Genomic DNA, 12,240 nt, shown 5'->3' on the forward strand with positions numbered 1-12,240 from the left:
GGGGCCGCTCAGAACGCGTCGGGATCGGTCTTTACCTTGACCCACAGCGCTTCCTTCGCGTCGAGATCCAGATTTGCGAAGGCGTCGCCAGCCCGTGTCTCCATCGCGCGGAACCGCCGCTCGAACTTTGCATTGGCGGCGCGCAACGCCGCTTCGGGATCGACCCCGCGGTGCCGCGCCCAGTTGACGACGGCGAACAGCAGGTCGCCCAGTTCCTCCGCGACTTCGTCCGGCGTTTCCGCGCCGTCCACCTCGGCGATTTCCTCGATCACCTTGGCTCTCGGGCCATCGGCATCGGGCCAGTCGAACCCCGTGCGCGCCGCCCGCTTCTGAAGCTTTTCGGCACGAAGCAGCGCAGGAAGGCCGATCGCCACGCCGTCCAGCGCGCTTGATGCGCCCTTGGCACCGCGCTCCTCGGCCTTGATCTGTTCCCACAGATGATGACCGCCGGTGCCATCGCCAAAGATATGCGGGTGCCGGCGCTCCATCTTGTCGCTGATCGACGCCACGACGTCGGACAGCGCGAAATGCCCGGCTTCCTCGGCCATACGGCTGTGGAAGACGACCTGAAGCAACAGGTCGCCGAGCTCGTCGTTAAGATCGGCCATGTCGCCGCGCTCGCACGCATCGGCGACTTCATAGGCTTCCTCGATCGTGTACGGCGCGATGGATGCGAAATTCTGCGCCAGATCCCATTCGCAACCGCGTTCGGGATCGCGCAGGCGCGCCATGATCGCCACCAATCGTTCGATCACCGATCGTCCTCCGTCATCGATCCGAGAAGAGGGCTCAAGAAGCCACCCCCTTCCACATATGCACAAGTTCGATAATATACATTATGTAAAATACAAACTGATCCTGTGTGCTGGGCGCGGCTACAATAGCCATATGGGATCACACGCGCGGCTCCAAAACCAGTTCACTTCCCTCTACCCGCCACGTGCCGAGCCGCTCCAGAAAGTTCATGCCGAGCACTTCGGTGTCACCGAAGTTCGGCGCGACCAGCGCGCCAAGGTCTTGCGTCGACATTGATCCGAGCTCGAACCGATCGATCCTGACGCGACGTGCCATCACCGTGCCGTTTGCCGTTTGGACTTCTGCAAACGGTCCCTGCTCGGATAACTCGATCCCTGCGGCGCTTGCGGTATCGACCGACAGGCTGGTCGTCGTTGCTCCGGTATCGACCAGCATGGACCGTTCGACGCCGTTGATCCGGGCCATGACATAATAATGGCCATCCTGGGATCGTGGGACGCGGACGGACCGGCCTTCGACACGCTGATTCGCCATTCCAAGTCTGGCACCCACATCGTTCAAAAACCATGAAATCTCGGACCTAAACGCGACGCCCACGGCAATCAGCGCCCCGATCGCAAGCCAGCCCAGCACCGATTTCAGGATCAATGGTGCCTGCACACGGCGCGTCACCAGCGAGGACAGGACCAACGCCAGCACAGCGACCGTCGAGATCAGGGCCAGCACCTGCCCTTCGGTCATATCGTGATTTCCAGTCCGTCATATGCCGGCACGACGCCGTCGGGCAGTTCCCGCAACAGGCTCGCATAATCCATGCTGTTGTCCAGATGGATCAGCACCGCCTGGCCCGGGCGGCAGCGATCGATCCATGCCAGTGTTTCGGCCAGATGGGCGTGGGTCGGATGCGGTTCGCGGCGAAGCGCGTCGACGATCCACAGGTCGACCCCCCGGAATAGCGTCGCCATGGCGTCGGTCAGCGCGTGGCAATCGGTCGAATAGCCGATGCTCGCGCCGTCCGGTCCGGTAAAGCGAAGGCCCGCGCTGGTGATGTTGCCATGCGGCTGATCCACAACGGCAATATCGATGTCGCCGATCATCAGTCGGTCCGGCATCAGGTCCATCGTCGCGCTGGCGCGGTATCCGGCGAGCCCGTGAAAGATGTAATCGAACCGGTTTTCGATCTGTTCCGCGGCAAAGGGGCGAGCCAGCCCTCGTACCGGGCCACCCAGGGCGTGCATAACCTGACGCAGGTCATCGATACCATGGCAGTGGTCGGCATGGGCATGGGTCCAGATCACGGCATCGACGGTTTCGACGTCGGCGGCCAGCAATTGTTCGCGCAGATCCGGGCCGGTGTCGATCAGGATGCTGGTCGTATCGGTGCTGACGATCGCCGACTGGCGCAGCCGCCGGTTGCGAGGTTCGGCCGGATCGCAGCTCCCCCAGTCATTGCCGATCCGTGGCACACCGGACGATGTGCCGCATCCCAGGATGCGGACCTTCATGCAGCGATCGTCTTTGCGAACAGCGCATGAAAGTTGGCGCGCGTCTGATCGGCCAGCGCTTCCGGATCGACGCCGCGTAGCGTCGCCAGGAAGCGGCAGGTATCGGCGACGAAAGACGGCTCCCCCGGCTTGCCCCGATGCGGCACCGGCGCCAGGAACGGGGCATCCGTTTCGATCAGCAGCCGGTCACCGGGCAGCCATTTCGCCGTGTCCTGCAGATCGCGGGCGTTCTTGAACGTCACGATCCCGGAGATCGAGATGTAGAAGCCGAGGTCGAGCGCGATGCGCGCGAAATCGGCGCTGGCGGTGAAGCAGTGAATGACCCCGGGAAAGCCCCCCTTCCCCAGCTCGTCGCGCAGGATGTCGGCGGTGTCGGTCTCTGCATCGCGGGTATGGACGACGATGGGCAGGCCGGTCTGACGGCATGCCGCCAGATGCGCGCGGAACGACGCGCGCTGCCGGTCCCGGTCGCTATGGTCGTAATAATAATCCAGCCCGGATTCGCCGATGCCGACGACCCGGGGATGCGCCGCCCGGGCAACCAGCTTTTCTGTATCGACATCGGGATGCTGGTCCGCCTCGTGCGGATGGATGCCGACCGTGGCCCACACGTCCGGCTCGCGCTCGGCGACCGCAAGCACGTCGTCCCACTCCCGCTCTCGCGTCGAAATGTTCAGCATCGCCGCCACGCCCGTCGCTCGGGCACGGGCGATCACCTCGTCCTGCTGCTCGGCAAGTCCCTTGTAGTTCAAGTGGCAATGGCTGTCGGCCAGCTTCACGCGGCAGTCTCCGGGGTATCCAGAACGATACGCGGGAAGATGGGGGTCGGCGGCGCGATCTGCGACCCCTCTTCGCCCAGCTGCTCCAGCAGCTTGGCGGCTGATGCGGGGATGACCGGCAGGATGGTTTCGGCCAGCAAGCGGATCGCCTTGACCAAAGTGCCGAGCACGGCATGCATCCGCTCCGGGTCGGTCTTGCGGAGCGCCCATGGCGCCTGTGCGTCGATATACTGGTTGCACGCGAACACGCCGCGCATCCACGCCTCGATGCCCTGGCTCAGGTCCAGCTTCTCGAAACTGCCTGCAAATGCGCCACACGCGGCATTGACCTCGTCAAGCAGCGCATCGTCCACGGGATCGCTGCGTCCCGCTTGAACAACGCCGTCCAGATTCTTGGCGATGAAGCTGATCGTACGCTGCGCCAGATTGCCGAAACTGTTGGACAGGTCCGCATTGGCCCGCGTCGCAATCGCTTCGTCGCTGAACGTCCCGTCCTGGCCGAAGCTGATGTCGCGCAGCAGGAAATAGCGCAGGGCATCGACGCCGACCAGATCGGCCAGCGCGATCGGATCGACGACATTGCCCGTCGATTTCGACATCTTCTCGCCCCGGTTGAGCAGGAAGCCATGACCGAACACCTGTTTCGGCAGCGGCAGCTTTGCCGACATCAGGAAAGCGGGCCAGTAAACGGCGTGAAACCGGACGATGTCCTTACCGATCAGATGCAGGTCGGCGGGCCAGTACCGGTCACCCTGCGGCGCGTCGGGATAGCCTGCCCCGGTCAGGTAATTGGTCAGCGCATCGACCCAGACATACATCACATGCCCCGGGCTGCCCGGCACGGCGACGCCCCAGTCGAAGCTGGTGCGGCTGACCGACAGGTCGACCAGCCCACCTTCGACAAAGCGCAGGATCTCGTTCCGGCGGCTTTCAGGCCGGATGAAATCCGGGTTTGCAGCATAGAAATCGAGCAACGGCTGCTGATATTTGGACAGGCGGAAGAACCAGGTTTCCTCGACCGTCCATTCGACGGGCGTGCCCTGGGGAGAGAGCTTTACGCCCCCTTCCCCATCGGTCAGTTCCTTTTCCTCGTAAAACGCCTCGTCGCGGACCGAATACCAACCCTCATACCGGTCGAGATACAGGTCGCCCGCTTCGGCCATTGCCTGCCAGATCACCTGGCTGGCGCGGTGGTGATCGGGTTCGACGGTGCGGATGAATCGATCATGGCTGATGTCAAGTTTGTCCGCCATCTCGATGAAAAAGGACGACATCTCATCGGCAAAGGCCCGCGTTTCCTTGCCCGCCTTTCGCGCCGTCTGAACCATTTTCAGGCCATGTTCGTCTGTGCCGGTCTGAAACCGTACATCCCGTCCGGACTGGCGGTGGAACCGGGCAATGGCATCGGCCGCGATCATCTCATAGGCATGGCCGATATGCGGCCGGCCATTGGGGTAATGGATTGCGGTGGTGATGTAGAAAGGCTCGCTCATCCCCGCGCTCTAGCGGGGAATGGCGCGGCGTAGAAGGGGTTCAGGCCGCTTTGCTGTGCACAGGGGCCAGCGCCGCGATGATCCCGCAGATCTCGAAGACGGTTGCGCCCACATCGAAGGATTGGGGCAACGCCACGCTGGCTACCCGCCCGACCTGTGCATAGGCATCCAGCGCCTGGCGCAAGGGCGCGCCGGAAAGCGTTCGGGCATGATCCGCGACGACCGACGGCGCGCGCGCCAGAAACGCCTCGTAACGCTCCTGTGCCGCCTTGCCGCCCAATGCCTTGGCCAGGTGCAGCCGGATGCGGTTATCGCCATCGCCGTTGGACAACAGGGCGGCAAAGGCGCGTTCGAGTTCGGCAATGCCCAGATCGGCATAGGCGATGGCACGTCCCGGCGATCCGCCGCCTGCGCGGATCAGTGCCTGTCGATCATCCGATGTCAGCTCCGGCAGGGCCTTGTCGATGGCGAGGCCCAGTTCCGTTTCGTTCAACGGATCGAACCGCAGCAATCGACAGCGCGACCGGATGGTCGGCAACAGCCGCCCGGGCGAATGGCTGACCAGCAGGAACACCGTGCCCAACGGTGGCTCCTCCAGGTTCTTGAGCAGCGCATTGGCGCCTTCGCGCGCCAGGTCGTCGACCGCATCGATCAGGATGACCCGTCGATCCCCGACATTCGGCCGCGTCGCCAGCATGGGGCCGAGCGCGCGGACCTGATCGACCGTGATGCTGCGGGCCAGATCGACACCCGGCTTTTCCGGATCCTTCGGCAATCGCGCCAGGACGCGGAAATCGGGATAGGCCCCGGCGGCGATTTGCCGCGCCACGGGGTGCTCGTCGGCCAGGGGAGCATCGGTCAACGGCTCCCCCCATCCGCTGGCGGCAAGCAACCGTGCCGCCGCCTGATAGGCAAAGCTCGCCTTGCCGACCCCGGCCGGCCCGGCAATCAACCATGCATGATGCAACGATCCGCCGCGCGCCGCGTCGTAAAACGCCCGGCGGGGCGCGGTATTGCCGATCAACGACGTCATGGCCCCGGCGGGGCCGCATCCGGCAACAGGTCGGCAATCGCCGCCATCACGCGGGCGTGCACCATTTCCTTCGTGCCAGATGCAGCCACCGGCCGGACGCGCCCCGGTTCCGCCTCTGCAATCCGGCGAAAGCTCGCATCGACAGAACGGTGAAACGCCGTGTCGCGCGCGCCGAACCGGTCGGCGATGCCGCCATCGCGCGCCCGCGCCCGGTCCATGCCCGCCCGGTCGTCCAGTTGCAGCAGGATGGTTCGATGCGGCAGTAACCCCTCGCTACCGAACTGATGCACCGACAGGATGGCCGCGTCGTCCATCCCCTGAACGCCCTGATAGGCCCGGGTAGAATCGATGAAACGGTCACAGATGACGATCTTGCCCTCGACCAGTGCCGGGCGGATCACGCGTTCGACATGATCGGCCCTGGCAGCGGCGAACAGCAGCGTTTCGGCGCGCGCGTTCCAGCGGCCGACATCGCCCTGCATCAACAGCGCGCGTACCGCCTCGCCCCCTGCGCTGCCCCCCGGTTCGCGGGTCAGCACGACCAGGCGCCCGGACTGTTCGAGCGCATCGGCCAACAGCCGCGCCTGGGTCGATTTGCCGACGCCCTCGCCGCCCTCAAGCGAAATGAAAACGCCGTGCATCATCGATCAGGCGAACAGCGACATCAGCCCGGCCCAGACCCGGCCGAAAAACCCGGCTTCCGCAACGTCCGCCTCTGCCACCAGCGGCATGGTCTGCGTTTGCCCGCCCGGCAGGGTCACGACCAGGTCGGCGACATGGTCGCCCGCCTTGATCGGCGCCTTGATTGGGCCGTCATAGACGACCTTGCCCGCGAAATCGGGCGACGTTCCGGCCGGCACGGTCAACGTCAGGTTGCGCGGGGCCACCAGCCCCACCTGCGCGGCATCGCCCAGCTGAACGTCTGCCATCGTCAGTCGCTTGCCCTTGGCGACCAGCGGGCGGGACTGCCAGCTGCGAAAGCCCCATTCCATGAACCGGACGGATTCATCGATCCGCTGGTTGAAACCGGTCAGTCCGGCCATGACCATGACCAGCCGTCGGCCATCCTGATCGGCGGACCCGGTAAAGCCATAGCCCGCCTCTTCGGTATGGCCGGTCTTGAGCCCGTCCGCGCCGCGGACGCGGCCGAGCAGCGGATCCCGGTTGGCCTGCGTAATCGCACCCCCGGAACCCAGCTGCTTGCCCCAGGTGAAGCTGGGCTTGGAATAGAAGCGCTTGTACAGATCGGGGTGGCGTTCGATCGTCGCCGTCGCCAGCTTCGCCAGATCGCGTGCAGTGGTAAAAGTGCGGCCCTCGTCCGGCCAGCCGTTGGAATTGCCGAACTGGCTGTTGGCCAGGCCCAGTTCCTTTGCCCGCGCGTTCATCAGGGCGACGAACGCTTCCTCCGTCCCGGCGATGCCCTCTGCCAGCACGACACAGGCATCGTTGCCGGACAAGGTGATGATGCCATCCAGCAGATCCGCGACCGTCGGTTGCTCGCCGACGGCCAGGAACATCGTCGACCCTTGCGAATGCCATTTGCGCCAGGTGTCCGGCCGCACCTCGATCTTGCGATCCAGGCTCAGTTCGCCCTTCTTGATCAGGTCGAACGCGACATAGGCGGTCATGATCTTGGCCATCGACGCCGGCGGCATCCGTCGGTCAGCATCCTTGGCATACAGCGTGGCACCGGACGACAGATCCACCAGATAGGCGACGGGTGCCGGCGTATCGAACGGCGGCGTCTGGGCAGGGGCAGGCGCGGTGACGGCAAGGGCGATCAGGGAAGTCAGGATCAAACGCTTCATGGCACTCACAATGGTAACGAGGACGGATAGGGTTTAGCGGTTCTGGACGATGCGCGCATCGGGAAATCCGCGCGACGCGACATCCGCCCGCGCCTTGCCAGCAGCGGCCTGATCGGCAAACGGCCCGATCTGTACGCGGTGGATGGATGTCCCCGGAACGACTCGACCTTTCAACTGTGCGGCCAGCGCATCGGCACGCGCGCGGCTGGAAAACGCCCCTACCTGAACGAACAGCGATCCCGTCGCCGTGGATGCTGCCGCAGGGGTCGGCACGGCAACCGGCGCACTCGACTGTGGCTTGGCCGGGGGCGGCGTGGCGGGCACGAACGGCTTCGGGGTAAAGGTCAGCGGCGCGGATGCCGGTGGCGTCGGCTTGTCTGGATTGGCGGCAGGCTGAACTGCCGGACGCGCCGCAGCCACTCGGGCTGCGGTGGGCAGGCGCTTGCGCAGGCCGACCAGCAATGCAGCGGGCGCATCCAGCCGCTGGGGAGCGATGCCCTGGCGCAGTGCCGCCATATCCTGTCCGGTCGCGTTGACGGGGCGGATCCGCACCCCGACCGACTGATCCGGCGCGATGCCGAGCGCCGATGCGGCACTGGGCGACAGCAGCACGGGATCGCCGGCTTCGCCGCGCGCGATTTCCAGCAGCACCGTCCGACCGCTATCCAGCGCGGTCACTTCGACGACGCTGCCGGCGGCCAAGGTCGGATGAAGCAATGCCGGTACGGTACCCGTATCCCCGGCTCGCGCCATCAGGACCGCGTCATACCGCGCTTCCCCCGCCCCGGCCGACGTCCCCTTCGGCGCGCCCGCCGGGGCATCGTCCATCATCGCGTCGGTGCCGGGTATGTTCTGCGCCAATGCAGTCCCGGCCGTCGTCGCCAGCACCAGCAGTGCCCCCGCCCAGATGCCCATGCCCACCCCCTTCTCAATCATCGATTTCGTCCGCCAGCAGCCCCACGGACAGCGCGTAGAAGTTGGAACAGTTATAGTCGAGGATCACTCGGTAATTGCCGGTCAGCAGATAGGCCGTCCGGCCCGGACCGTCGGGTTCAAGCAGGGTCGCCTGAATCGCATCGTCGGGCCACACCCCCCGCTGCGGCGCGATCCCCAGCGCCCGCCATTCCGCCATGCTGCGCCACTGGCTGTGCCGTTCATGGACGCGCGGGCAGCGGGGCGACACGCTGCGGCTGGTCATCCGCGACCGGTCGAACCCGGGTGGCACTGTGACGGGAATGCCCCAGGGCTGGCCCGCGCGCCATCCGGCGTTGACGAAGTAATTGGCGATCGACGCCAGCGTGTCGGCGTCGCTGCGCCAGATATCCGCCATGCCGTCACCATCGCCGTCGCGCGCCAGCCGCAGATAGACCGACGGCAGGAATTGCGGCCCGCCGAACGCCCCTGCCCAACTGCCGACCAGTCGTTCGCGCGGGACGCCGCGATCGATCATCTTCAGCGCCGCAATGAACTCCCCGGCAAACAAGCTGCGACGCCGCCCCTCATAGGCCAGGCTGGCCAAGGCCCTTGGCAGATCGAACCCGCCCATGACCGCGCCGTAACTGGTTTCGTGCCCCCAGATGGCCACCATCACCGCCTCTGGCACGCCGGTTTCGCGCTCGATGCCGAGCAACCGAGACCGATTGCGCTGATACGCGCTGCGCCCCCGCGCGATCAGCGCCGGGGTGACGTGCCGGTCCCGATAGGGGGCAAAGGGCGGGATCGCATTGCTGGTCACGCCACCCGGCTGACCGCGATCCAGTTCGATCACCCGCGGGTTGTAGGTCAGCCCGGCGATGGCGGCATCGGCCGTGGCGGGACGAACGCCGTCTGCCACCGCCTGGTCCCGCAACTGCCGCAGATAGGCCTGAAACCCAGGCTCATCCTGGGCCATGGCGGGCGTGGCCAGCATGGCAAGGATGGCGGCGGCGAACAGTTTTCGGAACGACATGCCGGCTCTGTGCCACAGCGTTGGCCGGTGTTGAAAGCCCCGCCCGGCAGAATGACCGATTTTGCGGCCGATCGTCGGGACCGGCCGATCGGCTTGCGGCTTTCGGCACCGATGCTATGGGACGGACGGGCGGCGTCAACGCTGGACCCAGCTTCGCAGGGGCCGGCATTCCCGGCCCTTTCGGCGCAGGCTGTGGTCCGGCCCTCGCTTGGGAAGAGTGTCCGAGTGGTTTAAGGAACTGGTCTTGAAAACCAGCGATGGGGCAACCCATCCGTGGGTTCGAATCCCACCTCTTCCGCCACCATGGTCGCAAACGGGGGCGCGAATGGACGCTGGCACGGTGATGGTCGTCATGGCGCTGATGGCGCTGGCGGCCGCGCTCTATACGTCGGTCGGTCATGCTGGCGCGTCGGGCTATCTGGCGATCATGGCGCTGTTTTCGGTGGCCCCGGCGACGATGCGGCCGACCGCGCTCGTCCTGAACATCATCGTGGCCAGCCTGACCACCCTGCGTTTCGCCCGCGCCGATCAGATCAACTGGCGGTTGCTGGCGATGTTCGTCATCGGTGCGGTCCCTGCCGCCTTCGTGGCTGGCGGCATCACGCTGTCCAGCGCCGCCTACCGGCCGCTGGTCGGCATATTGCTGTGGATTGGTGCGGCTCGATTGCTCTGGCCCAGGCAGCTGCCATCCCTTCGCGATCCGCAGCCGCCCCATCCGCTGATCGCGGTCGCCGTCGGGGCTGGAATCGGCGTGCTGTCCGGGCTGACCGGAACGGGCGGCGGCATTTTCCTCAGCCCGGTGATTCTGTTTCTAGGCTGGGAATCGGTGCGTCGCACATCCGGGGTTTCCGCCGGCTTCATCCTAGCGGTGTCGATCGCCGGACTGGCCGGCAACCTGAACAGTGTCGGACGCCTGCCGGTCGAGCTGCCTTATTTCATCGGTGCCGTCATCGCCGGTGCGCTGCTGGGCACGCAATTCGGGATTTCCAAGCTGCCGTCGGCACGGCTGCTGCAAGCGCTTGGCCTCGTATTGATCGTGGCGGGGGCGAAGCTGATCTTTTCGTAGGAGCGCAGATGCCACGCCTCGGACGCGTTGTCCGCAGCTTGTTGGCTGGCGCTCGGTTCAGGCGATCCCGGCCAGTCGCTCGTAATCCGCCTCGTCCAAGGGTTCGCGGAACCGCACGCCCGCCTCGAAATCGCCGGTCCAGCGCACTTCTGCGATACGCGGGCCGATGGTGGGAATGGTCAGCCAGATCAGGCTGCCGCGCTTCAGTTCGCTGAACGTTTCCAGCCGCGCCCCGTCCCGAGAAAGGTCCGTCACCTTGCACAGCGTGCGGTCCAATCCGCCCCGCCCGATCCTGGCATCCAGCGAAACCGGCGCGCGCGGCGTACCCCGTCCGGTGAACAGCATCGCTGGCTCGAACTCGGCGGCAAAAATGGCGTGGCGGGCAAGATCGGTCATGACGACAGCCTAGTCCAGGATGCCTAACGCGGTGTTAATCGTGATCCCCGCCGGCCGGCCGACACACCTTGCGGCAAGGCCCTTTGCACGGCCCATCGGCTGCAACAACCATGCCACGCACAAAATGAACGCATCGGTTCAATAAATGTTGCCAGTGCCCCTTGAAGGTGCTTGTTCGCACTCGCACCTAAGCGGCGGTCGGCCGAGTCGATGCCGCGTGACATGACATGATACAAACAGGGAATTGGCGATATGCAGGGGTTTGACCTCCGCCGCACGGCGGCGTTCATGGGTGTGCTGGTGCTGGCCGGCTGCTCGGCACAGCCTGCACCACAGGCACCCCCGCCCCCGCAGGTAACGGTTTCCACTCCGCTGGTCCGCGAGGTGGTCGACTGGGATGAATATACCGGCCGGTTCGAAGCGGTGCAGGATGTCGAACTGCGCGCCCGGGTTTCGGGAACGATCGATCAGATTCTGTTCACCGATGGCCAGAATGTCCGTCAGGGGCAGCCGCTGTTTGTCATCGATCCGCGCCCGTATCGGGCCGCCCTCGCCCAGGCGCAGGCCCAGGCTCAGCGGGCACAGGCGGCACTGGCCAATGCCCGGTCGGAACTTGCGCGCGCGGACAAGCTGGTCGCGGCCCAGGCGATCAGCCGCGAGGAATATGAAACCAAGCTTGCGGCGGTCCGCACGTCGGAGGCCGATGTCGCCGCAGCGCGCGCCAGTGTGAATACCGCCCAGTTGAATGTCGGCTTCACGACGGTCCGCTCGCCGATCAGCGGTCGGGTATCGAATCGCCGGGTCAGCAAGGGCAATTTCGTGAGCGAGGGACAGACGGTGCTGACCCGCGTCGTCACCGTCGATCCGATCTGGTTCACCTTTGAAGGCGCGGAGAGCTTCTACCTGAAATATCTGCGTCAGGATCGGGAAGGCGAGCGGGGCTCGTCCCGCAACACGCCCAATCCGGTCGAAGTGCAGCTGGCCGATGAAAGCAGCTGGAACTGGCGCGGCCGCATGGATTTCGTGGATAATGCCATCGATCCCAATTCGGGCACGATCCGCGCCCATGCCGTCATCCGCAATCCCGACGGGTTTCTGACGCCGGGCATGTTCGGCCGTGCGCGCCTGCTCGGTTCCGGCACCTACCGGGCCATGCTGGTGCCCGAAGAGGCGGTTGTGACGGACCAGACCCGCAAGCTCGTCTATGTGCTTGGCAAGGACAACAAGATCGAACCGCGCCCGATCGAAACCGGCCCCCCGGTCGAGGGATTGCGGGTCGTCAAGGAAGGACTGAACCAGAATGACAAGGTGGTGACCACGGGCATCACCACGCTGCAACCGGGCATGGTCGTCACTCCGAAACAGGTTCCGTTGAAGCCGCGCGCTGCCAACGCTGCCCCGGTGTCCCAGCCATTGACGACGCCGCCGGCATCGCAAGCCAGCTCGGCGGAGTAAG

The 12,240-nt window shown here is 65.4% G+C and carries 13 protein-coding genes and 1 tRNA gene; 3 read left to right on the forward strand and 11 right to left on the reverse strand.

The features are described 5' to 3' along the window. Positions 1-8 precede the first annotated feature (8 nt). The 10 genes from mazG to ACPVPU_RS10310 all read right to left on the reverse strand — a co-directional run bounded on the left by mazG (position 9) and on the right by ACPVPU_RS10310 (position 9,322). Positions 9-755 (reverse strand): nucleoside triphosphate pyrophosphohydrolase, encoded by a 747-nt coding sequence (gene mazG / locus ACPVPU_RS10265; RefSeq protein ID WP_448657848.1) that lies wholly within the window; start codon positions 753-755, stop codon positions 9-11. A 139-nt stretch (positions 756-894) separates the two neighbouring features. Next, positions 895-1,497 carry a retropepsin-like aspartic protease family protein gene (locus ACPVPU_RS10270; protein ID WP_448657849.1) on the reverse strand — a complete coding sequence of 201 codons (603 nt, stop codon included), beginning with the start codon at positions 1,495-1,497 and terminating at the stop codon, positions 895-897. Then, complete coding sequence (locus ACPVPU_RS10275; protein ID WP_448657850.1) at positions 1,494-2,261, reverse strand: MBL fold metallo-hydrolase; 768 nt, start codon at positions 2,259-2,261, stop codon at positions 1,494-1,496. Before ACPVPU_RS10275 ends, ACPVPU_RS10270 begins: the two co-directional genes overlap by 4 nt. Continuing rightward, positions 2,258-3,040, reverse strand: a complete 783-nt coding sequence (locus ACPVPU_RS10280) for a TatD family hydrolase (RefSeq protein ID WP_448657851.1) — start codon at positions 3,038-3,040, stop codon at positions 2,258-2,260. The genes ACPVPU_RS10275 and ACPVPU_RS10280 overlap by 4 nt, the downstream gene beginning before the upstream one ends. Beyond that, entirely contained in the window at positions 3,037-4,533 is a 1,497-nt protein-coding gene (metG, locus tag ACPVPU_RS10285; protein WP_448657852.1) for a methionine--tRNA ligase, read from the reverse strand. The genes ACPVPU_RS10280 and metG overlap by 4 nt, the downstream gene beginning before the upstream one ends. A gap of 40 nt (positions 4,534-4,573) precedes the next feature. Further along, positions 4,574-5,566: a DNA polymerase III subunit delta' gene (locus tag ACPVPU_RS10290; RefSeq protein WP_448657853.1), complete on the reverse strand. Its 993-nt coding sequence runs from the start codon at positions 5,564-5,566 to the stop codon at positions 4,574-4,576. After that, a complete protein-coding gene (tmk, locus tag ACPVPU_RS10295; RefSeq protein ID WP_448657854.1) occupies positions 5,563-6,210 on the reverse strand; it encodes a dTMP kinase in 648 nt (215 codons plus the stop codon). Before tmk ends, ACPVPU_RS10290 begins: the two co-directional genes overlap by 4 nt. Positions 6,211-6,213: 3 nt before the next feature. Further along, the gene (locus tag ACPVPU_RS10300) at positions 6,214-7,374 is read right to left on the reverse strand and encodes a D-alanyl-D-alanine carboxypeptidase family protein (RefSeq protein ID WP_448657855.1); all 1,161 of its coding nucleotides are present in this window, start codon (positions 7,372-7,374) and stop codon (positions 6,214-6,216) included. A gap of 33 nt (positions 7,375-7,407) precedes the next feature. After that, a complete protein-coding gene (locus tag ACPVPU_RS10305) occupies positions 7,408-8,289 on the reverse strand; it encodes an SPOR domain-containing protein (RefSeq protein WP_448657856.1) in 882 nt (293 codons plus the stop codon). Positions 8,290-8,302: 13 nt separating this feature from the next. Next, the gene (locus ACPVPU_RS10310; protein WP_448657857.1) at positions 8,303-9,322 is read right to left on the reverse strand and encodes a lytic murein transglycosylase; all 1,020 of its coding nucleotides are present in this window, start codon (positions 9,320-9,322) and stop codon (positions 8,303-8,305) included. 211 nt (positions 9,323-9,533) lie between these two features. Here ACPVPU_RS10310 and ACPVPU_RS10315 point away from each other — a divergent pair. Together ACPVPU_RS10315 and ACPVPU_RS10320 are read left to right on the forward strand one after the other, a co-directional pair. Beyond that, positions 9,534-9,623: transfer RNA gene (locus ACPVPU_RS10315), tRNA-Ser, on the forward strand. Between the two features lie 24 nt (positions 9,624-9,647). Further along, positions 9,648-10,388: a sulfite exporter TauE/SafE family protein gene (locus ACPVPU_RS10320; RefSeq protein ID WP_448657858.1), complete on the forward strand. Its 741-nt coding sequence runs from the start codon at positions 9,648-9,650 to the stop codon at positions 10,386-10,388. Positions 10,389-10,445: 57 nt separating this feature from the next. Here the strand turns inward: ACPVPU_RS10320 and ACPVPU_RS10325 are convergent, their stop codons facing one another. Beyond that, a complete protein-coding gene (locus ACPVPU_RS10325) occupies positions 10,446-10,784 on the reverse strand; it encodes a PilZ domain-containing protein (RefSeq protein WP_448657859.1) in 339 nt (112 codons plus the stop codon). A gap of 252 nt (positions 10,785-11,036) precedes the next feature. Here ACPVPU_RS10325 and ACPVPU_RS10330 point away from each other — a divergent pair, with 252 nt between their 5' ends. Further along, positions 11,037-12,239 carry an efflux RND transporter periplasmic adaptor subunit gene (locus ACPVPU_RS10330; protein WP_448657860.1) on the forward strand — a complete coding sequence of 401 codons (1,203 nt, stop codon included), beginning with the start codon at positions 11,037-11,039 and terminating at the stop codon, positions 12,237-12,239. Position 12,240: the final 1 nt, after the last annotated feature.

This window comes from Sphingomonas paludis (assembly GCF_053502515.1).